This is a genomic window from Bradyrhizobium sp. B025 (assembly GCF_042257955.1).
GTDB classification, from domain to species: domain Bacteria; phylum Pseudomonadota; class Alphaproteobacteria; order Rhizobiales; family Xanthobacteraceae; genus Bradyrhizobium; species Bradyrhizobium diazoefficiens.
Genome location: NZ_CP170150.1, coordinates 5,048,441 through 5,071,356, shown reverse-complemented (window position 1 = coordinate 5,071,356; position 22,916 = coordinate 5,048,441). Strand labels below are relative to the sequence as shown.

Annotated in this window: 24 protein-coding genes and 1 tRNA gene; 14 read left to right on the top strand and 11 right to left on the bottom strand. The window is 65.0% G+C overall.

Features of this window, described 5'->3' with window-relative positions:
- Positions 1–95 precede the first annotated feature (95 nt).
- From ACE10W_RS23615 to ACE10W_RS23600, 4 genes are all read left to right on the top strand, one after another.
- Positions 96–1,049, top strand: coding sequence for a dihydrodipicolinate synthase family protein (locus ACE10W_RS23615; RefSeq protein WP_011088087.1), 954 nt, complete (start codon positions 96–98; stop codon positions 1,047–1,049).
- 4 nt (positions 1,050–1,053) lie between these two features.
- Complete coding sequence (locus ACE10W_RS23610) at positions 1,054–1,848, top strand: NUDIX domain-containing protein (protein ID WP_028171423.1); 795 nt, start codon at positions 1,054–1,056, stop codon at positions 1,846–1,848.
- 79 nt (positions 1,849–1,927) lie between these two features.
- Positions 1,928–2,842 (top strand): DMT family transporter, encoded by a 915-nt coding sequence (locus tag ACE10W_RS23605; protein ID WP_182871938.1) that lies wholly within the window; start codon positions 1,928–1,930, stop codon positions 2,840–2,842.
- A gap of 125 nt (positions 2,843–2,967) precedes the next feature.
- Positions 2,968–5,655 (top strand): PAS domain S-box protein, encoded by a 2,688-nt coding sequence (locus ACE10W_RS23600; RefSeq protein WP_011088084.1) that lies wholly within the window; start codon positions 2,968–2,970, stop codon positions 5,653–5,655.
- On the opposite strand, the gene ACE10W_RS23595 is transcribed toward ACE10W_RS23600, so the two are convergent.
- A complete protein-coding gene (locus ACE10W_RS23595) occupies positions 5,656–6,009 on the bottom strand; it encodes a GrlR family regulatory protein (RefSeq protein ID WP_028171426.1) in 354 nt (117 codons plus the stop codon). It abuts the gene before it with no gap.
- Between the two features lie 258 nt (positions 6,010–6,267).
- On the opposite strand from ACE10W_RS23595, the gene ACE10W_RS23590 reads away from it, so the two are divergent.
- Positions 6,268–6,765: a hypothetical protein gene (locus tag ACE10W_RS23590; RefSeq protein WP_011088082.1), complete on the top strand. Its 498-nt coding sequence runs from the start codon at positions 6,268–6,270 to the stop codon at positions 6,763–6,765.
- A gap of 57 nt (positions 6,766–6,822) precedes the next feature.
- Here ACE10W_RS23590 and ACE10W_RS23585 read toward each other — a convergent pair whose 3' ends face one another.
- The gene (locus tag ACE10W_RS23585; protein WP_110116345.1) at positions 6,823–7,209 is read right to left on the bottom strand and encodes a VOC family protein; all 387 of its coding nucleotides are present in this window, start codon (positions 7,207–7,209) and stop codon (positions 6,823–6,825) included.
- Between the two features lie 182 nt (positions 7,210–7,391).
- Between ACE10W_RS23585 and ACE10W_RS23580 the strand changes: the two genes are divergently transcribed.
- The 3 genes from ACE10W_RS23580 to ACE10W_RS23570 all read left to right on the top strand — a co-directional run bounded on the left by ACE10W_RS23580 (position 7,392) and on the right by ACE10W_RS23570 (position 8,898).
- Positions 7,392–7,958, top strand: a complete 567-nt coding sequence (locus tag ACE10W_RS23580) for a hypothetical protein (RefSeq protein ID WP_038967079.1) — start codon at positions 7,392–7,394, stop codon at positions 7,956–7,958.
- A 162-nt stretch (positions 7,959–8,120) separates the two neighbouring features.
- Positions 8,121–8,669, top strand: coding sequence for a hypothetical protein (locus ACE10W_RS23575; protein WP_110116343.1), 549 nt, complete (start codon positions 8,121–8,123; stop codon positions 8,667–8,669).
- Between the two features lie 152 nt (positions 8,670–8,821).
- Positions 8,822–8,898 (top strand) — tRNA-Arg (locus ACE10W_RS23570).
- Between the two features lie 66 nt (positions 8,899–8,964).
- Here ACE10W_RS23570 and ACE10W_RS23565 read toward each other — a convergent pair.
- From ACE10W_RS23565 to ACE10W_RS23555, 3 genes are all read right to left on the bottom strand, one after another.
- A complete protein-coding gene (locus ACE10W_RS23565) occupies positions 8,965–9,927 on the bottom strand; it encodes an AraC family transcriptional regulator (protein ID WP_060912565.1) in 963 nt (320 codons plus the stop codon).
- Between the two features lie 146 nt (positions 9,928–10,073).
- A complete protein-coding gene (locus ACE10W_RS23560; RefSeq protein ID WP_011088072.1) occupies positions 10,074–10,247 on the bottom strand; it encodes a zinc ribbon domain-containing protein in 174 nt (57 codons plus the stop codon).
- Between the two features lie 139 nt (positions 10,248–10,386).
- The gene (locus ACE10W_RS23555) at positions 10,387–10,671 is read right to left on the bottom strand and encodes a hypothetical protein (protein ID WP_028171430.1); all 285 of its coding nucleotides are present in this window, start codon (positions 10,669–10,671) and stop codon (positions 10,387–10,389) included.
- A gap of 336 nt (positions 10,672–11,007) precedes the next feature.
- Between ACE10W_RS23555 and ACE10W_RS23550 the strand changes: the two genes are divergently transcribed.
- Positions 11,008–11,469, top strand: a complete 462-nt coding sequence (locus ACE10W_RS23550; RefSeq protein WP_028171431.1) for a host attachment protein — start codon at positions 11,008–11,010, stop codon at positions 11,467–11,469.
- Between the two features lie 30 nt (positions 11,470–11,499).
- On the opposite strand, the gene ACE10W_RS23545 is transcribed toward ACE10W_RS23550, so the two are convergent.
- Positions 11,500–11,763, bottom strand: a complete 264-nt coding sequence (locus ACE10W_RS23545; protein ID WP_028171432.1) for a hypothetical protein — start codon at positions 11,761–11,763, stop codon at positions 11,500–11,502.
- A gap of 292 nt (positions 11,764–12,055) precedes the next feature.
- Between ACE10W_RS23545 and ACE10W_RS23540 the strand changes: the two genes are divergently transcribed.
- The 3 genes from ACE10W_RS23540 (at position 12,056) to ACE10W_RS23530 (ending at position 14,313) form a co-directional block, all read left to right on the top strand.
- Entirely contained in the window at positions 12,056–12,502 is a 447-nt protein-coding gene (locus tag ACE10W_RS23540; protein WP_011088070.1) for a hypothetical protein, read from the top strand.
- Between the two features lie 98 nt (positions 12,503–12,600).
- The gene (locus ACE10W_RS23535; RefSeq protein WP_110116342.1) at positions 12,601–13,473 is read left to right on the top strand and encodes a DMT family transporter; all 873 of its coding nucleotides are present in this window, start codon (positions 12,601–12,603) and stop codon (positions 13,471–13,473) included.
- Between the two features lie 96 nt (positions 13,474–13,569).
- A complete protein-coding gene (locus ACE10W_RS23530) occupies positions 13,570–14,313 on the top strand; it encodes a hypothetical protein (RefSeq protein WP_162603582.1) in 744 nt (247 codons plus the stop codon).
- A gap of 74 nt (positions 14,314–14,387) precedes the next feature.
- Here the strand turns inward: ACE10W_RS23530 and ACE10W_RS23525 are convergent, their stop codons facing one another.
- Positions 14,388–14,690 (bottom strand): histone, encoded by a 303-nt coding sequence (locus tag ACE10W_RS23525; RefSeq protein ID WP_110116340.1) that lies wholly within the window; start codon positions 14,688–14,690, stop codon positions 14,388–14,390.
- A gap of 66 nt (positions 14,691–14,756) precedes the next feature.
- Positions 14,757–16,202: a deoxyribodipyrimidine photo-lyase gene (locus ACE10W_RS23520; RefSeq protein WP_370205771.1), complete on the bottom strand. Its 1,446-nt coding sequence runs from the start codon at positions 16,200–16,202 to the stop codon at positions 14,757–14,759.
- Positions 16,203–16,309: 107 nt separating this feature from the next.
- Between ACE10W_RS23520 and ACE10W_RS23515 the strand changes: the two genes are divergently transcribed.
- Positions 16,310–18,040, top strand: coding sequence for a methyl-accepting chemotaxis protein (locus ACE10W_RS23515; protein WP_304547158.1), 1,731 nt, complete (start codon positions 16,310–16,312; stop codon positions 18,038–18,040).
- A 125-nt stretch (positions 18,041–18,165) separates the two neighbouring features.
- On the opposite strand, the gene ACE10W_RS23510 is transcribed toward ACE10W_RS23515, so the two are convergent.
- Positions 18,166–18,825: a peroxiredoxin gene (locus ACE10W_RS23510; protein ID WP_011088064.1), complete on the bottom strand. Its 660-nt coding sequence runs from the start codon at positions 18,823–18,825 to the stop codon at positions 18,166–18,168.
- Positions 18,826–19,217: 392 nt separating this feature from the next.
- On the opposite strand from ACE10W_RS23510, the gene ACE10W_RS23505 reads away from it, so the two are divergent.
- Positions 19,218–19,790 carry a hypothetical protein gene (locus tag ACE10W_RS23505; RefSeq protein WP_182871935.1) on the top strand — a complete coding sequence of 191 codons (573 nt, stop codon included), beginning with the start codon at positions 19,218–19,220 and terminating at the stop codon, positions 19,788–19,790.
- 43 nt (positions 19,791–19,833) lie between these two features.
- On the opposite strand, the gene ACE10W_RS23500 is transcribed toward ACE10W_RS23505, so the two are convergent.
- Together ACE10W_RS23500 and ACE10W_RS23495 are read right to left on the bottom strand one after the other, a co-directional pair.
- Positions 19,834–21,699 carry an alkaline phosphatase family protein gene (locus ACE10W_RS23500; RefSeq protein ID WP_182871934.1) on the bottom strand — a complete coding sequence of 622 codons (1,866 nt, stop codon included), beginning with the start codon at positions 21,697–21,699 and terminating at the stop codon, positions 19,834–19,836.
- Positions 21,700–22,490: 791 nt separating this feature from the next.
- Entirely contained in the window at positions 22,491–22,886 is a 396-nt protein-coding gene (locus ACE10W_RS23495) for a response regulator transcription factor (protein ID WP_244651769.1), read from the bottom strand.
- Positions 22,887–22,916: the final 30 nt, after the last annotated feature.

The following is a 22,916-nucleotide window of genomic DNA, read 5'->3' as shown; positions in this document are numbered from 1 at the left end:
TCGTTCCGGGGCGGCTCGAAGAGCCGAACCCGGAACCTCGAGATTCCGGGTTCGCGCTGCGCGCGCCCCGGAATGACGGAGAAAGAGAGAGACTGATGAAACTGACCGCCGACGCCAAGGGCACCTTCGCAATCGCGCCGACGCCGTTCCACGACGACGGCCGGATCGACGAGCGCTCGATCGACCGCCTGACGGATTTCTACGAGGAGGTCGGCTGCGATGGCGTCACGGTGCTGGGCATCCTCGGTGAGGCGCCGAAGCTCGATGCCGCCGAGGCCGAGCAGGTCGCGGTTCGCTTCGTCAAGCGCGCCAAGAAGATGCAGGTGATCGTCGGCGTCTCCGCGCCGGGCTTTGCCACCATGCGTTCGCTGGCGAAGGCCTCGATGGATGCAGGCGCGGCCGGCGTGATGATCGCGCCGCCGCCCTCGCTTCGCACCGACGACCAGATCGTCGGCTATTTCAAGCAGGCGGCGGAAGCCATCGGCCCCGACGTGCCGTGGGTGCTCCAGGACTATCCGCTGACCCTGCAGGTGGTGTTCACGCCGGCGGTGATCCGCAAGATCGTCATGGACAATCCGAACTGCGTGATGCTCAAGCACGAGGACTGGCCGGGCCTGGAGAAGATCACGACGCTGCGCAACTTCCAGAAAGACGGCTCGCTTCGGCCGCTCTCGATCCTCTGCGGCAATGGCGGCACGTTCCTGGATTTCGAGATGGAGCGCGGCGCCGACGGCGCCATGACCGGCTATGCTTTTCCCGAACTTCTGATCGACGTCGTGAACCTCTCCAAGGCCGGCAAGCGCGATGCGGCGCATGATCTGTTCGACGCGCATCTGCCGCTGATCCGTTACGAGCAGCAGCCGGGGGCCGGCCTTGCGGTGCGCAAATACGTGCTGCAGAAGCGCGGTATTATCGCCTCCAGCGCGCAGCGCAAGCCGGGCGCCACCATCACGGCGACGGCGAAGGCCGAGGTCGAGTATCTGCTGTCGCGCGTTGCCCGCGTCGACAAGCGCGCCAATCTTGGCCCGCAATCCAGCGCTGCAGGTTAGGTAAATGGCCGAGACATCAGCATCACGCCCGGCGTCGACGATCCTTCTGCTCCGTGATGGAACGGAGGAGGTGGAAGTCTTCATGATGGTCCGCCATCATCAGATCGAGTTCAACTCGGGCGCGCTGGTGTTTCCCGGCGGCAGTGTCGATGCCGGCGACAACGAGATCGTCGCCCGCGCCGACCTGTATTCGGGCGGCGAGGGCCTGAGTGAATCGGACCGCGGCTTTCGTATTGCCGCGATCCGCGAAACCTTTGAAGAGAGCGGCATCCTGCTGGCGCGGTCGAAGGACACGGGCACGCCGGTCGATGCCAGGCGTGCCGGCGAACTCGCCGACAAGCATCGCGTCGCGCTCAACGAGCACAAGATCTCGTTCCTCAGCATCCTCGCCGACAACGGCCTCCAGCTCGCGCTCGACACGCTGGTGCCCTACGCACACTGGATCACGCCCGAGGGCATGCCGAAGCGGTTCGACACCTGGTTCTTCCTGGCCGCGGCGCCCCCGGACCAGCTCGGCGCGCATGACGGCCGCGAGTCGACCGACTCGATCTGGGTGTCGCCGCGCGAGGCGGTGGAGGGCGGGGAGAGCGGCCGCTTCAAGCTGCCGTTCCCGACCACGCGCAATCTGATCCGGCTTGCCAAGCAGGGCAGCGTGGATGCCGCGCTGGAGCACGCCCGCGGCATGTCCATCGTCACGGTGATGCCAGTGATGACCAAGACCGAAACCGGCCGCCAGCTCCGCATCCCCCGCGAGGCCGGCTATGACGGCGAGGTGTTCGAGGTCGGCGCGGTCGGCTGATACACTTCGACACGCAGCGAAGTATTGACGCTTGCGGACGCGCTAGGTTCCGTCCATCGCGGGATGGACGGAGCGCACAATGGACAACCGGCAGGACACCAACATCGCCGTCGAGCTGGTGCTGCTCGTCGCGCTCGCAACGCTGTGGGGCGGCTCCTACACCTTCATCAAGCTCGGCGTCGCCACCATTCCGCCGATCACGCTGATCGCGGCGCGCACCGCGATCGCCGGCCTGCTGCTGCTCATCGTCATGCGGGCGCGCGGCATCAAAATGCCGACGGATGCCGCGACCTGGCAGCGCTTCGCGTTCCAGGCCGTGCTCAATAGCGTCATCCCCTGGACGCTGATCGCCTGGGGTGAGCGCCATGTCGATGCCGCGCTCGCCACCATCCTCAACTCGGCCGGGCCGATCTTCACCTTCCTGCTTACGGCGGTCGTGACCCGCCACGAGGCGACGACACCGCGAAAGCTGTTCGGCGTGGTCGCCGGCATGGCCGGCATCCTGCTGATCGTCGGCGTCGATACCGTCCACGACATCGGCAGCGGCCTCATCGCGGAGGCGGCGATCGTCGCCGCCACCATCTGTTACGCCTGCGCCGCGATCTTCGGCCGCAGCTTCAGGGGCCTCGACCCGATGGCGCCCGCCGCCGGCTCGCTGCTGGCGGGCGCGGCCGTCCTGATCCCGGCCTCGCTGGTTGTCGAGCAGCCCTGGACGCTATCGCCGTCGCTGAGTTCCGTGCTGGCGCTGCTCGCGCTCGCGGTGTTCTCGACCGCGGCGGCGTTCGCGATCTATTTCCGCCTGATCCAGACCCTGGGCTCGGTCGGGACCACCGCGCAGGCTTATCTGCGCGTGCCGATCGGGGTCGCCATCAGTGTCGCCTTCCTCGGCGAAACCCTGAGCCGGACCGCCTGGATCGGGCTGGCCTGCGTCGTCCTCGGCGTTGCCGCCATGACGATCCCGGCCTGGCGGCAGGCGAGCGTCAAAACGTCATAAAGCCGGCGAGGAGGACGGGCCGAGAACCACGATATTAAGGATATTCCGAGGCGGGAGGCAGGTTCCCCCGGGCGTGCAATACGTCGTATATTGGGCTTCCAACAGCCCGGTCCCTCAACGCACCAATGTCCGCCGACTTGACGCCGCCCCCCGAGAAAAAGCGAATCTTCTCGCTGTCCATCGGCCAGCTTACGTTCGGAAGCTTCATCCTGGTGCTGGCGGTGATCATCGTCACCTCGACCGCGAGCGTGATCGCGATCCGGCACATCGACACGACCTTCGCCGAATTGCAGCGGCTCCAGAGCGTCGGCGACCTTGCCGAGGACATCGACCGCCGCATGAACGAATTGCGCCTTGCTGCGCGCGACTTCGTCACCGACCCCGGCGCCGGCATCCAGTTCAAGCAGGTGGGCGAGGCGGCCTCGACGCTCAGCGACATCCTGAAGAAGACCCGTATCGAGCTCGCGCCCGAGCAGCAGGACATGATCGACGGGGTCACCGAGCGCCTTGCGACCTATCGCAACGGCCTCGAGCGGATCTCCACCCTGATCGACCGCCGCGCCCAGCTGCTTGCCGGCCTGCCGCCGCTGCGCGACCAGTTCGACGCGGCGGTCTCCGGCACCGCGGACCGCGAGCTCGCCTCGCGCCTATCCGAGGCGCAGAGCCGGATCGCGCTCGGGCTGCTCGCGCGTAATCCCTCCGCGGCCGAGCAGGCCGCGCAGAACATGCGGACGATGGACATCGCCGACGCCAAGCTCCGGACGGCCGTGAATGATTACGCCGAGGCGATCATGGCGGTCGCCGTCCGGGAGCGGCAGATCGCCGACATCGACCGCGAGGTGCTGGGCACCGAGGGCCGGCTGATCGGCCGCGTCACCGAATTGCTGCGCGAGGTCAGCGCAAGGCGCGGCCATGTGCTGTCGCGCGATTTCGCCCGCACGCTCACGGAGGCGCGGTGGCAGAGCATCGTGCTCGGCAGCATCGGCGTGCTGATCGGCATCCTCGCGGCCGGCTTCGTGGTGCGGCGGACGGTGCGTCCGCTGGCCCAGATCGCACGATCGATTCGCGCGCTCGCGGCCGGCCAGAAAGACACTTCGATCCCGTCCGCCGACGTCGACAACGAGATCGGCGACATCGCACGCGCCGCCGAAGTGTTCCGCCGCGCGCTGGAAGAAGCCGACACCGCGCGCGAGGCGGCGGTGCGCGCGCTCACCGAGCAGCGCCTCGCCGAAGAGAGCTACCGGAAACTGTTCGAGGGCTCGGTCGACGGCATCTATGTGACGACGCCGGCCGGCGACCTCCTCAACGCCAATCCGGCGCTGGCGCGGATGATGGGCTATGATAGCCCGCAGCACCTCATCGACAGCATCAACGACATCGCCCATACGATCTACGTCCACCCCGAGGCGCGCGTCGAGTATCAGCGGCTGATGCATCGCGACGGCATGGTGCGCGAGTTCGAGTACCAGGTGCGCCAGCGCAGCGGCGACATCCTCTGGCTTTCCGACAGTGCGACCGGCGTGCGGGACGAGCAGGGCAAGATCATCCGCTACGAGGGCACGCTGCGCGACATCACCGACCAGAAGCGGGCGGAAGACGCCATCGCCGAGGGCCGGCGCCTGCTCCAGCAGGTCATCGATACCGTGCCCGCGGTCATCAACGTCAAGGACCGCGACCTGCGCTATGTGCTGATGAACCGCTACATGGCCGGCATCTTCGGCATCGAGCCTGGCGATGCGCTCGGCCGCACCACCGCGGACCTGATGTCGCGCTACGGCGCGGCCAAGACTGACGAGAACGACAAGCGCGTGCTGAGGCTCCGTAAGGGGCTCGGCTTCTACGAGGAGGAGTACAAGGACGCCTCCGGCAACATGCGCCAATGGCTTGTCAACAAGCTGCCGCTGCTCGATGCCGAGGGCGAGATCGAGCGGATCGTCACGGTGGCGCTCGACATCGGCGAGCGCAAGCGCGGCGAGCAGGAGATGCGCAAAGCCAAGGAATCGGCGGAGACCGCGCTGCGCAATCTGCGCGAGACCCAGGCCTCGCTGATCGAGGCGGAGAAGCTCGCCGCGCTCGGACGGCTGGTCGCCGGCGTCGCTCACGAGGTCAACAATCCCGTCGGCATCAGCCTGACGGTCGCCTCCGCGCTGGAGCGCAAGACCGCGATGTTCACGTCCGAGGTCGAGCGCGGCGAGCTCCGCCGCTCGACGCTCAACGAGTTCCTCAACACCAGCCGCGACGCATCCTCGCAGCTGGTCTCCAATCTCAACCGCGCCGCCGAGCTGATCCAGTCGTTCAAGCAGGTCGCGGCCGACCGCAACTATTCGGACCAGCGCAGCTTCGACCTCGGCGACCTCACCGAGCAGGTGGTGATGAGCCTGCGGCCGGGCCTGCGCAAACACAATCTGACGCTCAACGTCGATTGCCAGCCCAACCTGACCATGAACAGCTATCCCGGCCCGTACGGGCAGGTGCTGACCAACCTGTTTCTCAATTCGGTGGCGCACGCCTTTCCCGACGGGCGTCCGGGGATCATCGACATCCAGGTGCGCGAGTCCGGCAAGGACAATGTCGAGATCATCTTCTCCGACAACGGCTGCGGCATGTCGCTCGACGTCCGCCGCCGCGCCTTCGATCCGTTCTTCACGACGCGGCGCGACCAGGGCGGCACCGGACTCGGGCTGCACATCGTCTACAGCATCGTCACCAACCGGCTCGGCGGCCGGCTCGATCTCGATTCCGAGCCGGGCGGGGGCACGCGCATCCAGATTATCCTGCCGCGCACGGCGCCGCTCGAGCAGGCTGCGGAATAGCTAGTCGACTTCGGCGAGCTTGTGCAGAGTAGCGCCGAAAATCAGGCTGGCCTTGCCGACGAGCGCCGTTCCCGTCATCTCCGCGCGCGTGTCCGTGTAGGTCCCACTGACGCCGATGCCGACCGGCGCCGGTCCGCCGAACAGCGGATTGTCGTCGCCCCGCGGTGAGGTGTGCCGCTGCACCAGCACCTCGCCTTTGAAGGAGTGGTCATCCTTCACCACGTAGCTGCCGGTGTAATAGAGGTAGGCATCGCCGCCAAGGATCTTGCCGTCGCGGAAAAGAATCACGCCGCTGCCCTTGCCGGCTCGACCATCGAGCAGGTTCACGTGGATCGAATAGAGGCCGTTCTTCATAACGTCCCGCAGGCCGGCCACCATCGCCCAATGGCGTAACCGGTAGAGCTTTTATGCCAAAGCGTATCCCCTCGCGCAACGCGGCAGTTTGCCGGCCGGCAAGCTATTCCGTGGCGCGGACCGTAATTGTCCCGGCTTGTCTATGACGCGGTTATGACGGTCTCATCATGAGGCGAGGCCCGTCGTTGCGAATCAAGTTGGCCCGCGAAATGCATAACCATTGTTGCACTGGCCGCGGGGTGCTGGAGCAAGACAAACGTGAGCAACTGGATCGATTCCGGCGGCGATCAGCCGCGTCTGTACAGTGCGCGTCCCACGAATTGCAAAAGCGAACGACGGCGGATAGGCAGCGCGGTACGCTGGCGAAGCGTGACGAAGCTGGCATGCGCCTCGGCCTTGATCGCGCTAGCAGCCCCCTTCGGGCATGCCCGTGACCGCGGCCAGTTCGTCAACACCAATGCGGATTTGAAGGCCTGGTTCGACGGCCTGCGAAGCGGCAAGGGGCCGTGCTGCTCCGATGCCGACGGCTCGGCGCTCTCGGACACCGACTGGGACAGCAAGGACGGGCACTATCGTGTCCGCGTCCCGCGCTATGGCTACGCGCTCGAGGGCCAGAAGCAGGAACTCGTCTGGGTCGACGTGCCTGAGGAGGCCGTGATCTCGGAGCCGAACCGGGTCGGGCGTACCATGGTGTGGCCGATCTACGGCTATATGGGCGTCACCATCCGCTGCTTCATGCCCGGCAGCATGACTTAGCTGCGCCAGGCGGCACGCCGCCTGGTCTCGCTGATGGCCGATGTGGCGTGCGCCGCGTCAGGTGTATTTCTTGTCGCGCTCGAGCAGCTCGACGGAAATTCCTTCGGGGCCACGGATGAAGCAGATGCGCACGCCGGGCCGGATCGTCGTCGGCTCACGCGTGAACGTGACGCCCTTGGCCTTGATCTCGGCCGCGACGGCGTCGATGTCCTTCACCGTGAGTCCGAAATGATCGAGGCCCTGGTGCGGATGCGGCGGCGGCGGGCTGACGGCGTTGTCGCCCTCGAGCGGGGCGATGAAGATCCTGGCGCCGCCGAGGTTCACGTCGATCCGTCCGGGCGCGCGCACGATCTCGCCACCGAGGATGTCGCGCAGCCAAGCCGCCGTGGTCTCGGGATCGGGGCTGCGCAGATGGACGTGATCCCAGGTGACGGCGATTGGCATTTCATGTTCTCCCAACAGGGTCTTTCGATATTGCGGCGCATGTTAGCGGCCCCGGAGGGTGATCGCCACCGTCCTTGCCGACTCGCTTGAAGCGCGGGAACCTTAGTTCGTCTCCGGGATTAAGGTAAGCAGTGGCCGCGTCCGCCGTCGAACCTGTTGCGGCCACCATCGGTGATGCAGCCATGAGCGCAGGGCTTGAGCGGGTCGGGTTGGGACGCTTCGCCGCCATTGGTGAGCGCACGGCGCGGGTCGTGACGGTCGCGAGCGTATCATTTGGCCGAAGCATTCTGTGGCTGCTGGCCGCCATCATCGTGGGCTGCGGCGTCTGGATGCTGCTGCCGCTCTCCAAAGGCAACAGCGCTGAACCGGTGAAGCCGGAGTTGGCATCCGTCGAGATGGCGCCTTCGGGCGATGCGGCAGTTGCGGTCACGCCGGGGTCCGAAGCCCAGGCTGCGGCAGAACTCGACCGTCTCAGGATTTCCTCCCAGACCTGGCGCCGCGGCGGCCTTGGCTCGAAGGCGCTGGTGACGTTCACGCTGCGAAATGACAATGACTATGCCGTAAAGGATTTGGCGATCGTTTGCGCGTTCGCACGGCGCGACGGCAGTCATCTCACCGACCGCAGCCGCGTTCTGGCCGACACGGTCAGCATGAAGAGCCGCAAGACCTTTGCGCGCATCCCTGTCGGCTACGTCAACGTCAATGCCGATCAGGCGAAGTGTTCGCTGGTTGCAGCCCGTCGCGCGTAAAGGGCGGCATTTTCGGGTAGCGGAAAAGTTACCCTTACCGGGCCTTGGCAGAAAAACCTGGGGTTGCCATTTGAACCAAAGGGCTGGGCCAGGAACCAATTATAGTATCGCCTGTTAAGGCGGAGTGCCCACGCGGGGATTGCGGGGGGCGGAGCGCGGCCAATGCCCATCTTTCGGTATTTCATGTTTGTCGGCGGAGCGTTGCTCGCACTGCTGTTTGCGGTGAACTTCGTTGTGCCGGCCTCGCCCGTGACGCCAGTCGTCGCGACCGCAAGCAATGACCAGCCGTTGATCCGGATCCGGTCCGATCGGCACCTGCCTGAGCGCGTCGTGCTCGACACCACCCAGCCGACGATTGCCCCGCCCGCGATGAAGACCGCAGCCGCAGCTGTCGTTGCGCCTCAGCCGCCGGTGCAGGATGCCGCCTCGGCGGCGCTCGCCGAGATGTCGGCCAAGGCGCGGGTCCGCGAGACCTTCGCCCAGTTTACGCCGGGCTCGAAGGCCGATGCCGCTGCAGCCAGGAAGACGGCCCAGGCCCAGGCGGAGATACCGGCGGCTTCGCCGGCCCGGGCTCAGCCCAAGCGCAAGATCGCAAGGGCGCATCCGGCGCCGCAGTATTATGGTGGGCCACAGTTTGGTGGGCCACAATACGGCCGGCCGATGATGGTGGCCCAGCAGCCGCATTTCGGCCTCTTCAACACGACCTGGTGAGAGCGCCTCTGACCCGTCTCGAAACGAGACGGGAAGGGCTTTTTATTGGCCAGCCTCTCTGCTAATTCGAACGCGTCCGAACGCCGCCCGGTACGCTGGCTCGCCAGCAACGGTCCGGCGCTTCTCGGTTGCGGCCCGATATTCGGGCCAGGGCGCTCGTAGCTCAGCTGGATAGAGCATCGGATTTCGATTCCGAGGGTCGGAGGTTCGAATCCTTCCGAGCGCGCCAGTCTTGATGTTCCGGATATGTTCCGAACTGGCGCCAATGCCGGTCAGCGTCGCACGGCGTGCGTTGTCAGCTTGCCGGAAGTCCGATCTGCCGCCCCCGCGCCAGCGTGTCCGAGGGCGCCTCGTGGAAGGTCGCACGGTAGGCCGCGGCAAACTCGCCCATGTGATGGAAACCCTGGGCACGTGCGCAGGTGGCGACGGTGGCGCCGCCGCCTTTCAGCAGCCGGGCGCGTGTCGCCCACAGTCTCTTCAGGCGGATGTACTGGTGCAGGCTCATGCCGCGCACCTTGCTGACTGCGCCGCCGAGCGTCCGAATCGAGACGCCGAACTCGCCGGCGAGGTCGGCCGTATAGATCGGAGCGGTCGGATAGGCCGCGACGTATTCGTCGATCCACTGCACGAGCTTGGCCGACCGCCCGCCCTGGACCGAGGTGCTCCGCTCCGGTCGCGCGTCGATCCGAAACAAATCGTCGAGCGCGAGCAGCAGGCCTTCCTGGAGATGGGCGGCGGCCTCGGTGGTCTCGAACAGGAGCGGCTGCACCGACGCGGTTCGCAGGATGTCGAGCAGGAGTTGCCGTGTGTGCAGCAGGGCCGGCCGGTTCGCGACATAGGCCCGCAAATCGTCGGCATGATCGAACCAGCCCCGGTCTTTCAGGCCTGGAGAGAAGATGATCATCGCATGATAGTTCGTGCGGGGTTCGACGAAATGGCATTCGTCGTTGCCGCGGAGCGCAACGAAGAAGCGCGCGTCGAGATCCATTCCCTTGGAATTGACCAGAAGGTCGTCGGTCATCGACAGGATCACCATCCCGCCCGGCATGCGATAGGCGGTGTCGAGGATGCGCGCGAACGATCTCATCACGATGATGCGGCACGCCGGCAGAGAGACGACGGCGCGAGCGGCCGCGAAGTTCGGGACGTCGAGCGGAATGCTTCGAGCGTCCTCCATCGACTCGATCGGCCGAAAGGCATCGACATCGGCAAAGTCGATCAGTTGAAGCGCGGAGGACGGGGCGAAGGCGTCGAACATGCGTCTGGCCGGCTGCTGCAATGTGACAATAAAATGAACGTCGGTACATCGCCATCAATGGCGAAACATCGCGCTTCAGTAAACCGGATTCCGGGCCGTAGTATTGCGGACATCATGCCAAGGCGTCCGTCAGATCATTGTCACCGTCAACGTTCCCGGTTCATCGGTTGGCCGGAGGCGAGGTCGATGAAATGGATGCGCGTGCAGGCGGGGCAGACGAAGGACTCGAAGCTCCGTCCCTCCGGTATCTGCTGCTTCTCCAGATGCGTCTGCACATTCATGCCCGTCTGGGGGCATCGAAAAACAATCAGGTCGGCCATCGTCGCAGAATGTCGGCGCGGCGAATTTTTCTCTTTGATCTAGATCAGTTTTGGAATTGCTCCAGACCGGCCGAACAGGCGCGCGTGGACCATCCGCGATCTTGCAAAAGCGAAGGGGCCCCGAGGGCCCCTTCGAATGTTACCAGCGGCGATAGCCGTAACCATAATAGCGCGGGCCGTAGCCGCCGTAGTAGCGCGGCGGTCCATAATATCGGGGGCCGTAGTACGGCCGCGGGCCGTAATATCCATAATAGTTCGGACGCCAGAAACAGCGCCCCCAAGCATCGCAGACCATGCGGACCTGCTCGACGTCGGAGACCTGCGGGACAGCAGGTGCAGGCGCGATGGGCATGGCGGACGCCGCCGGCGATGCCGCGAGGGCACCGAACAGGGACGCGGCGACGAGGCCAATCTTCAGATTCATAATGTCTTCCTCCGCTTACGCGATGCAGGATATCGAAGTTGTTCTGATCAAATTGTGGCGGAACCGAAATGTAATGCTGATGAACAAATCTTCAGTCGCTCCGCCGCGGGCCTGATCCGGCTGTGCCAGATTACTGCAGCTCCGCGCCTCTGGCCATGCCGTGCTTGCCTCGCGGCCGCATCGCGGGACGTCGCCACTAACCTTGATCCTGCGCAATTCATCTTCGAGGCTTCCTCCCTAGTCTTGTCGCCGTGGGCCGCCCTTCGTGGAATACGAAGAGCGTTCGGTCGGTCGTCCGCATCGGTCCGGGGCCCACTGTTTGTTTGGAGCTGTGCAATGGACAAGATGAGAATCGACAAGGGTGACTGGTTGGTCGTGTGCGACGGGCGCAAGGCGCTCATTCTGGAAAACCTCGGCGACGAGATGTTTCCGAACCTGCACACCAGGGAGGTGCACGAGCAGCCCAATCCCCCGACGAGCGCACAAGGGAGCGATGCGCCGGGCCGATTGCATGGCGCAGCCGGCGGTGCGCGCAGCTCGGTCGAGCAGACCGATTGGCACGATGAGGCCGAGCGCGCCTTTCTGCGCGGCCTAGCCAGCCGGCTCGACGCCGCGGTCAGCTCGGGCGAAACGTCGGCCCTGACCATGGTGGCCTCGCCGCGTGCGCTCGGCATGATCCGCGCCGATTATTCGGACGTCGTGCGCAAGGCGCTTCAGGGCGAGGTGGGCAAGGACCTCGTCAAGCTGCCGGTCTACGAGATCGAGAAGCAATTGCTGCTGTCGGGCGCCGCCAGATAGGGACGCCCGCAGCGGACGCGCCGGCGCCCCTCAGAAGCAGGGGTGCCGGCGGCGGTCCTGGCCGACATAGGCGGCCGCGCTCTGGTAGCAGCGGTTCGTCGAAGGGCCGTCGTAATAGGCGAAGGTGCCGGGGGTGATGCCGGGGCCGTAATTGTGCAGATAGCTGATCGGGTAGGGCAGCGGGTTGACGTAGGAGCGGTGGTACCGGTGATGTCCCCGCGCCTCCGCGAGACCAGGGGCTAGGATTGCGGCCGACAGGGCAGCAACCGCGGCTACAAGCTTCAACTTGCTCATCTCGATTCTCCGGAACCCGCGCGAATAGGTCGTCCGGTTATAGCCATTTCAAGCCGCCAGGACACCTGTCCGGCGGCCGGAAAACGGGGCCAGTCCCGCCGATTCCCGGGTGGGTGTGACAGAATTGCCGGAAGTGCGGCCGGACCCTGCCCATTTTTGGCCTTTTCGGGATGCTTAACGAATTCCCCACACAAGTATGACCAAAGAGAATTCAGTTTAGAATCCTGTTGCCGGCCCTTTGGGGGTCCTTCGAGGCCGGTCCCATTCCTGAAGGCTTTCGTCGTCCGCCGCCATGCGCATCACGCTTTTGAGCCTGCTGTTGCTCTGCCTCGCCGCCGCCACGCCGGCGCGGGCCGAGCTGCACATTACCCGCGACCATGGCGGCTATGTCGAGGAGTACAAGGCCAAGTACAAGCGTGTCCGCGAGAAGGGCGAGCGCGTCATCATCGACGGCATCTGCAATTCGGCCTGCACGCTCGTGCTCGGCATCGTGCCGATGAACAAGATCTGCGTAACGCCGCGCGCCAGCCTCGGCTTCCATCAGGCCTATTATGACAAGGCCTTCACCTTCGGCATCAAGGTCACCAGTTCGGAGGGGACGTCCGACCTGATGTCCTACTATCCTGACACGGTGAAGGACTGGATCCGCCGCAATGGCGGGCTCACCACCGACATGAAGAAGATCAAGAACGGCGTCGAGCTCTGGAAGATCATCGACCCCTGTCCGGAAGAATGGTGAGCGGCTGATCCGAGCCGCTGCCGCTCGTCGCAGCGCAGCATCGCTAGGCGAGAAATTCGCATTGCCGCATCGGCCCCCATGGGGCAATGAGGGCGGCAATGAACCATAATCAAGAAGCCCTGACCGCACGCGCCGCGCCGATCCTGTTCGTCCTGCTCTGGAGCACCGGATTCATCGGCACCAAATACGTCATCAGCAACGCCGATCCCTTGACCTATCTCGCCATCCGCATGGCGATCGTGGTCGGCCTGATGGCGATCATCGCAGGCATTGCGCGGCCGAAATGGCCCGACCGTATTGGCATCGCGCACAGCGCGGTTGCCGGCATCCTCGTCCATGGCTTCTATCTCGGCGGCACCGCGATCGCGATCGCGCATTCGATTCCGGCCGGGCTCTCCGCACTGATTCCGGGCCTGCAGCCGATCCTGACCTCGACCATCGCCAACCGCTGGCTGGGCGAGAAGGTGACGCCGTTGCAATGGGCGGGGCTCGTGCTCGGCCTCGGCGGCGTGGTGCTGATCCTGCACAACCGTCCCATGACCGGCGAAGCCGGGCTCGGCTGGCTTGCCTCGGTGGTCTCGCTGATCAGCATCACACTCGGCACGCTCTATCAGCGCCGTTACTGCAACCACATCGACTGGCGCGCCGGCAATTTCGTGCAATATGTGGCCGTCACCGTCTTCTTCGCGATCGGCGCCTTCCTGTTCGAGGATCGCGTGGTGCACTGGACGCGGGAGTTCGTGCTCGCGCTCGCCTGGCTCACTGTAGCGCTCTCGATCGGATCGATCGGGCTGTTGTACTGGCTGATCCGCCACGCCGCGGCGACGTCGGTCGCGAGCCTGTTCTATCTCGTTCCCGCCGTGACCGCGCTGATGGCTTACGCACTGTTCGACGAGAAGCTCGATGCGATGGCGATTGCCGGCATGGCGATGTGCGCGGCCGCGGTGTTCGTGGTCAACCGGCGCGTCTAGGCTGACGGGGCGAGGCGACGGCATACATCCCTGACGTGCGCGGCGCGCCGTGTTAGGCTGGCCGCATTTCAGCTTCCCTTTCACGCGGTGACCTCCATGAAGAAGGCGAGACGTGCGCTGCTCGGCCGGTCCCTGAAGCCGGTCCGGATTGCCTGCATCAACTACGCGGAGGAAACGATCAGCGGCCGCATGATGAGCCAGCTCACCGCGGCGCTCCAGAAATGTTACGACAAGCATTTCCTGCCGGTGTGGGGCTATCCGGTCGACCTTTATGTCACGAAAAGGCCGAAGCCCACCGATTGGCAGCTCGTCTATTTCGACGACGCCTCGCATGAGGGGCTGCTCGGGCGCCATGAGCTGACGCATCGCGGCCAGCCGATTTCGAAGATCTTCGTCAAGGCGCTGGGCGAGGAGCCCGTCAGCGTCGCGGCCTCGCACGAGCTGTTCGAGATGGTGCTCGACCCCATGGCCAATCTCTGGGCCGACAAGAATAGGAACACGCAATACGCCTATGAGGTCTGCGACGCCGTCGAGGAGGACTCCTTCCGCGTCGGCGGCTTCGAGATGTCGAACTTCGTCTATCCGTCCTGGTTCGAGCCGTTTGAGCATCCGCGCGGCACCAAGTTCGACCACAAGGGAACGCTGAAGGAGCCGTTCTCGATGACCGAGGGCGGCTACGTCATCAAGAAGGTCAACGGCAGGCGGGTGATCAAGCAGTTCGGCTCGCCCGAGAAACGGCGGCGCTTTGCCAAGGAGGACCGGCGCGGCCATCGCAGCGAATTTCGCGACCCGCGAGGGGTCCATCATCCGGGGCGGCGCGCAGCCAAGCGGCGAGGATAGGCTATTGCGGGGAGAAGCCTCCGGGGGCGCGTCCGCACCCGAAGGCTTGTTCGTGTCTGCTCTCGGGAGCGCGATCAGCGCTTGGACTTCTTGGCCTTCTTTTTCTTCTTGGCGGCCTTCTTCGCGGATTTCTTCACGGCCTTCTTCGCGGTCTTCTTGGCCGCCTTTTTCGACGACTTCTTTGCGGCCTTCTTCGAAGTCTTCTTGGCCATCTTCTTGGAAGCCTTCTTGGCCTTCTTCGGCGCTACTTTTTTCGCGACCTTCTTGGCGGCTTTCCTGACCTTCTTGACGGCCGTGACTGCGGCGTCCTTGGTCGCATCCACGGCGGTGGTGATCGTCTCCATTGCCTGTTCGGTGATCGGCTTATCGTCGTCCATATCGTCCCCCACGGTTTGTATAGAGCGATGACGATAGCGGGTTTCAAAATTGTGTCAAAGCAACCCTCAACCTTTGCGGATCTTTGCGTAGGCGGAGAGCGCGCGCTCGCGTCCCCGGGCGTGATCGACGATCGGCTGCGGATAGGTCTTGCCGAGCGTGACGCTGGCGCTCGCCAGCTCGATCGGCGTCGCCTGCCAGGGCTGGTGGATCAGCTTCGCCGGCAGTCCTTGCAGCTCCGGCACCCAGCGCCGGACATAGGTTCCATCGGGATCGAACTTCTCGCCCTGCAGCTGCGGATTGAACACGCGGAAATAGGGCGCAGCATCGGCGCCGCAGCCCGCGACCCACTGCCAGTTGGCGGGATTACTGCCGGCATCCGCATCGACCAGCGTGTCCCAGAACCAGGCCTCGCCATCGCGCCAGTCGATCAGGAGGTGCTTGACCAGGAAGGACGCCGCCACCATCCGTACCCGGTTGTGCATCACGCCAGTGTGCCAGAGCTCGCGCAGGCCGGCATCGACGATCGGGTAGCCGGTGCGGCCCCGCTGCCAGGCGGCGAGCGCCTTGGTGTCGCGCTTCCAGGGGAAGCCGTCGAAGTTCGTTTGCAGGTTTTCGGTGGCGAGGTCGGGGTGGTCGTGGAGGAGGTGGCGGCAGAATTCGCGCCAGCCGAGCTCGCTCAGGAACTTCTCGATGCCGGGCCCGAGCGCCGCATCCTCGGCCGCGGCGAAGCGCGCGGCGTGCCAGACCTGCCGCGGGCTGAGCTCGCCGAACCGCAAATGCGGCGACAGGCCTGACGTGCCCACCCGGTCCGGGCGGTCGCGGTCGCCGGCATAGCCGCGCGCGATCGTCTTGAGGAAGTCGCGCAGGCGCGCGCGGGCCGAGGCTTCGCCCGGCATCCAGCTCTCGCGCAGGCCGCCCGCCCAATCGGGCTTGGTCGGCGCGAGCGTCCAACTCTCCAGCCTGTCGCGCGCGATCTTCGGACCCGGGCGCAGCTGCTTCGGCGCGGGCAGGGGTTTTGGCGGATCGCCGAGCGACAGCACGCGCCGCCAGAACGGCGTGAACACGCGCAGGCCCCGGCCTTCTTTGTTGCGGATCGCCGAAGGTGGGGCGATCAAGTCTCCGGGGAAGCTTTGCGACTCCACGCCGAGCTTTGCCAGTGTCGCTTCGAGCTGCCTCTCAACTGCCTGATGCGGCGCTTGCGCGATCCCGTTCCAATAGACGGCGCGGGCGCCGCTTTCGCGCGCCACTTCGGGGATCACCTTGGCTGCGGGCCCCTTGCGCAGGATCAGCGATCCGCCCCGCGCTGCGATCTCGGCGCCGAGCGCCCGCAGCGACTGTGCCAGCCACCAGCGCGCCGCGCCGCCGGGTGCCCGGCCGGCTGTGTCGTCGAGTACGTAGAGGCAGACCACCGGCGCACCGGTCTTGGCGGCGGCATTGAGGGCGGGGTGATCGGACAGGCGGAGGTCATCGCGGAACCAGACGACGATAGGCGGCGCGCTTGGTGTGGTCAGGGCGTCCTCGTTTACAATTTGTAAAGCATGGGGCGGCGTGAACCGCCGTTAATGCGGCCGTAAGCCCCTTGCACGATTATGCAGGAATTACGGGGGTCATTCCATTCATGTCCAGCCTTTCGACGGCGAAGTTCCTGCCGCAGTTCAAACTTGGCACCAAGGCCGTCCTGTGCGCCGTGCTGCTGATCGCCGTAAACACGGCGCTCGTGGTTGGCGCCGGCTATTGGTCGCTGACCAACGCCTTCAATGACCGCGCGCTGCGCGACATCGAGGTCAATCTGCGCACGCTGGCGCTGGCCTTTGCCGAGATCGTGCCCGACGCCAAGATCACTGTGCGGGATGGCGCGGTCGCGCGCGCCGAGATCCCCAAGATGCCCGAATTCAGTGATCACGCCATCGTCGACCGCGCGGTGTCCTATGTCGGGGGCAACGCAACCCTGTTCGTGTTCGACGAGGCGAGCGGGCAGTTCGTCCGTCGCTCGACCAATGTGAAGAAGGAGAATGGCGACCGCGCCGTCGGCACCCAGCTTGCCGCCGATCATCCGGCGCAGGCCGGCTTGCGCCGTGGCGAGGCCTACAAGGGCCCGGCCGTTCTGTTCGGCAAGTCCTTCATGACCGCCTATTTCCCGGTCGCGGACGCGACCGGCAAGGTCGCCGGCATTCTCTACGTCGGCATCCCCATGGCCCAGTTCGAGAGCATGCTGACCCAGGCGATCTCGAGCATGGCCGCCGCCGCCGGGTTCGCCGCGCTGCTGGTTCTAATCCTCACCCTGCTGATCGTCCGCCGTGTCACCCGGCCGCTGACCTCGGTCACGCGCTCGCTCACGGCGCTGGCGAACGGCCAGAGCGATGTCGAGATCGATTGCGAGGATCGCGCCGACGAGATCGGCGAGATCGCCCGCACCGTCGCGGTGTTCAAGAGCAATTCGCTGGAGCGCGCCCGCATGCGCAGCGAGCAAGCGGCGGCTTCGGCTGCCGCAGTCGAGCAGCGCAAGGCCGACCTGCGCAACTTCGTCGAGCAGTTCCGCGGCAGCGTCGGCGGCATCCTCGACAAGGTGCTGACGTCGTCAGGCGAGTTCGAGCGGGTGGCGCGGCAATTGACCGACACCGCACGCTCGACCGCCGATCTGTCCGCACAGTCGGCCGGGGCGTCCGAGGACGCCTCCGAGCACGTGCGTTCGGCGGCGTCAGCCTCCGACGAGCTGAGCCAGTCGATCTCCGAGATCACCCGGAGAGTGCAGGAATCGAACGAGATCTCCGCCGAGGCGGTGAGGCAGGCCGAGGTCACCGACCAGCGCATCGCGCAGCTCTCCGAGGCGGGCACGCGCATCGGCGACGTCGTCAAGCTGATCACCTCGATCGCCGAGCAGACCAACCTCCTGGCGCTGAACGCCACCATCGAAGCCGCGCGTGCCGGCGATGCCGGCCGCGGCTTTGCGGTCGTGGCTCAGGAGGTCAAGACGCTCGCCGGACAGACCGCCAAGGCGACCGACGAGATCTCGAACCAGATCGCCAGCATGCAGCTTGCGACCGAGGAATCGGTCGCCGCCATCAGGGCGATCAGCCAGACCATCGAGCGCATCAGCGGCATCGCCGGCTCGATCTCGGCTGCGGTCGAGCAGCAGAAGAGCGCCACCCACAACATCGTGGCCAGCGTTCGCGCCGCGGTCTCGGGTACGGCCGAGGTCGCCGTCAACGTCCGTCACGCCGCCAAGGGCGCAAGCGAGACCGGCGAGACGTCGAGCCGGATGTTTGCCTCCGCGCAGGCGCTGTCGGGCGAGAGCCTGCATCTGAAGGCCGAGGTCGACGGCTTCCTCGAGCGCGTTCACGCGGCGTAGGGCTCCAACGCGGTCATTCCGGGGCGGTGCGTCAGCACCGAGCCCGGAATCTCGAGATCCCGGGTCTGGTCCTTCGGACCATCCCGGGATGACTTTTAGCGGTCGCTATTCGCGACCGCCAAAAGTCATTTAGGCTGCGGCACGATCCGGATGTAGGGCTTCGGCTCTTTCCAGCCCTGCGGGTAGATCGTCTTGGCCTCGTCGTTGGAGACCGAGCCTGCGATGATCACGTCCTCGCCCTGCGTCCAGTCGGCCGGGGTCGCGACGCGGTGCTTGGCGGTGAGCTGGAGCGAGTCGACGACGCGCAGGATCTCCTGGAAGTTCCGCCCCGTCGTCATCGGATAGACCAGCACCAGCTTGATCTTCTTGTCCGGCCCGATGATGAAGACGTTGCGGACGGTCTGGTTGTCGGCAGGCGTGCGGGTGAGGGGATCGCCCGAGGTCGAGGCCGGCAGCATCTCGTACAGCTTGGAGACGTTGAAGTCGGTGTCGCCGATCATCGGATAGTTCGGAGCCGCGCCTTGCGTCTCCTTGATGTCCTCAGACCACTTCGCGTGGCGATCGACCGGATCGACCGAGAGGCCCATCAGCTTGACGCCGCGCTTGTCGAATTCCGGCTTCAGCTTGGCCAGTGCGCCGAGCTCGGTCGTACAAACCGGCGTGAAGTCCTTGGGGTGCGAGAACAGCAGTGCCCAGCTGTTGCCGATCCAATCGTGGAACTTGATCTTCCCTTCGGTCGTCTCAGCTTCGAAGTCGGGGGCGGTGGTGCCGATCGGAAGTGTCATGGTTCTACCTCATCACATTGAATTTGCTTGAGAATTGGTCTTTGGCCGTCGCCGTCAGTATAGGGGCTTGGCGAGGCTAAGTGAACGTTGACTGGACCGCTTGAAGTAAAATGTGAATTCCTTCTCTGAAGAGCCGATCTCCTAGCACTTTTCTGTTACAGCGGCACCTGCGGCGAAACATCTCCACCGGGGCCTCACGGTCTCGATTGCCGCGATAAAGCCTTTTATGACCCGCATCACGCCCGCCCGACGCTCTCCGGAACCGAAATGGTCCTCATAGCGACTAATCGGCAACCATTGAGAAAAGTCGCGATCCCCGTATCGAATCATTAACCACCCCTTTACGCCCGCATGAAAATGCTGGTCGGTCAGAAGAAATCTGGAAGTGAACTATGTCTGCCGCTGCGCCTAAATCTGTTGAGTCGCCGTCCCTCGAACCGTCCTGCCGCGATACCGCGGCTCATGCTCTCTCAATCGTGCGCGACGGCGTGATCACGGGCGAAGGCCCGACCACCAAGGGCCGGGTGCACTTCTCCCGCTCGCTCGATGCCGATGACACCGCCTGGTGCACGCGCATCCTGACCGCCACCGCCGTCAACGACCAGCCGGTCAGCCGCGCCGAAGCCGAGGCGCTGTTCGAGATCAACGAGGCCGCGACCGAGCGCACCGACGGCGGCCGGTTCGACGACCTGCTTGCCAAGGCCGTGGCTCACTACGCCGCAAGCGCCTCGGGCCTGAAGGTGCCGCCGCGCAGCGTCGCGCTGTCGGCGGACACCGAGATCGAGAGCTGGGCGCCGTCCTATGCCTCCAAGGTCAACAGCGAGATGCTGGAGTGGATCGCCGGCCAGATGCGCGGCAAGCGCCAGAACAATCGTCGCCTGATGGCGATGGTGGCGACCTTCCTGGGCGCCACCGCGCTGCCTCTGGCGGGCCAATTGCCGAACGTGTTCGACATCGGCATGTAGCTTCACGCGCCTCTCATGAGGACGACGCTATTGAGCGGCGGGGTTATTTCCCCGCCGTTTTTTGTTTGCCGGCGTCCGGCTCGAGCCCGAGCGTGCGGCCCGGGAAGCCGGCGGCATCGAAATAGCGCTGGCTGCCGACGCGCTGGACGTTGAGCACGGTCTGAAGGCCGTTCTCGGACATCTTCGACTTCTCGACGCCCTTGAATGCCTTCGGCACGATGCCGTTGGGCAGGGCCTCCGACATCACGCGGCCGACCAGGCCGCCATTATGTGCGCCGCGCAGGCCCATCAGCTGGGCAGCCGTCATGCCGACGTCGGCATTGCTGACCGGGATCAGGCTGACATAGCCGGCTTTGAAATCCGGGCCGATCGCCGCCATGAAGTTCATGGTGTCGCCGCGGCTGAAGCTGCCATGCATGCCCTGGCCCTGGCGCAGCACGGTGTCGGCGACCTGCACCGAGCAGTTGGTCGGCGCCTCGCCGCAATCGCTGGCATAGGAGCGGAAGTTGACGACGATCGTCGGCGTCGGCGTCGCCGACTTGCCGCGCAGGTTGAGGCTCGACAGCGGCAGCGTGCCGGGGAAGCGGCCGAGCGAGTCCTCGACGAACAGGCCGGAGACGTAATCCTGCTCGAGCAGGGCCTTGATCGTTTTCGCCGCAAGCTTCTTGTCCTTGCTCGGCAGGTAGACCAGGTCCGAGCCGCCATTGGTGGCGACGACGAGGTCGGGCTTCTCCGGATCCTTGCCGAGCACGCCGTTGCCGGCCTTGGGATGCTTGTTGCCCTCGACCTTCGCATTCTTGTCGTTGGGGTCGAACAGCGGCAGCTCGAGCGCTTTGGCAAGGTCGAGCGCCAGGAAGCCCATCGGCAAGAAGTCCTTCGGCGTGTCGTCATAGCTGACCTTGGCCGACGGGCTGGTCTTGCTCTCCTTGGAGATCGTCGAGAAGCCGTGGTCGGCCGAGATGATGATGTTGGTCGAGGCGGCGAGCCCGAGCTCGTCGAGCGCCTTGCGGAGCTGGGCGAGGTTGTTGTCGGCGTTCCTGATGCCGGCCATCGAGGTCGGCCCGTTGATGCCGGGCATGATCTGGTTGAGGCTGTCGCCGGTGTTGTGCTGGCTGCCGTCAGGGTCGCGCGACCAGAACACCAGGACGAACGGCTTGTTGCGCGCCTTGAACATCGGCAGCACCACCTTCGCGGCGACGTCGGCGAAATAGGCCTGCTGCGCGACGTTGGCGACGGTGGTGCCGGGCGTCTTGGCATCGCCGGCCTTGCTGTTGTCGCCGCGCGGGGGCGTCGCAAGGGGCAGGCCGGCCTTGGTCAGCGCCGCCTTCACCTCGTCCGACAGCGCCACGCCGTTCTTGCCGCCGGTTGAGTCGTCGAACACCACCGAATGCAGGCCGGGCTTCTCGGGCTTGTCGGTGTGGTCGAACTGGTAGGTCGGGCCGACCTTGCCGATCGCCGCCGTGCTCAGCCCCTTGTCGCGGGCCATTTTCAGAATGGTCTCTTCGTTGAGATAGTCGCCCTTGAAATGCTCGTCGATGTCGCCGAGCACGGCGTCGTTCTCGATGAAGGGGACCACGGTGTCACCGGCGGGGACGGAGGTGTAGTTGGTCCAGATCGTGTTGGAGAACACGCCGGTGTCGCCGAGATAATGGCCGGTCGACATCGCCGAGCCGTTGGCCATGGTGAAGGTCGGGAAGAGGGAATGCGGGTTCTTGAAGTTGACGCCCTTGTCGCGGACCTCGGCCATCGCGGGCGCCGTTTCAGGAGTGACCTTCAGCGCGCGCAGCCCGTCCGGGATGAACAGGATGAGGTTGCGGGGGGTGTTGTTTTGGGCGGAGGCAAGTCCAGCGGAAAGTCCGGTGGACAGCACTGTCAGTCCGGCGGACAGCAACACCAGTGAACGGCGCATCAAATCTCTCCTAACGGTGAGGCGGCAAGGCCGCGACCGCGGCCCTGCCATCGTTTAGTTTTGCTGGATGACAGTTTTGTTACAAGGCCTGTTACTAGTGCAAGAGGGATGGGGAGGGGGACGGCAACACCCTCGTGTCCCGGACGCGACGCAGCTCGTAGGATGGGTAGAGCACTTGCGAAACCCATCATGCTTCCCCGTAGACGAAAGGTGATGGGTTTCGCTTCGCTCTACCCATCCTACAACCCCGCAGACACACCTCCGCATCCTCGCGGCTTGTTTCGCCCGAGTTCTGCTTTGTCACTTCACCCTCATCAATGAAAGAGGGCGCAGGGAAGGCCGGGAGCCGGCTGGCTCCCATTGACCGCTATGCCAAGAGCAGGTTGCGCTACAATGCACAGCGGGAAACAGGGCAACCGGAGACATCCCGGCCTTCCCTGCGCGGATGGTTGGAACGGCTTATGTCGTGAGCTCCCCGGGGAGCGATGCACTATTGCCCCCGTCGCCCTGCGGATGGCTGATGCGCGTACCCGGTCGGGCCGCAACATCACCGCAAGACTTGACGCACAGACCCCGGGCGTCAGGACCACACGATTTTGCCGTACGCAAGCTGCACCGGTCGTGTGCGCGACGCTTTTCGCTCACGGCTCTCCGCCCTGCGAAGCCTTCGCGCCAGTGAAACCTGCGTCCACCGCTGCCCGGCCCGCGTGTCGTGACGATCGCGATACGCCCCTCTTCCTTGGGCCGGAGTGAAAAATGTCTAACAAAAATCCGAATTCTAATAAATAGAATTATTTGATGCCGGTCGCTTGACCCCGGTCTTGGGTGTCTTGCCCGACGGGGTGCACAAGGGGTTGTGGCCGGGACGGTGATTCCGGCGCGGTCGTCACCCGCGGAGTCTGCGCGAGGGCCTGTGCCGGCTTGACGGACGCCGGGTCGGCTCCGCTCCTGGTCCGATCGCGCCGCAGCGAGAGCGGGGCCGTCTTGAGCGCATAGATGATCGCGATCTGGGTCCGGTTCTGGAGACGGTATTTACGCATGATGTTGCCGATATGCGCCCGCACCGTGTTCTCCGAGATCTTGAGCTCGTAGGCGATGTTCTTGTTCTGCATGCCTCGCGCGATCAACATCATCAGCTCACGTTCGCGCGGCGTCGGTGTAATCGAATCCTTCGGATCCGGGCTCATGACTGGCTCCTCCCTGGTCTTCTGGTTGAC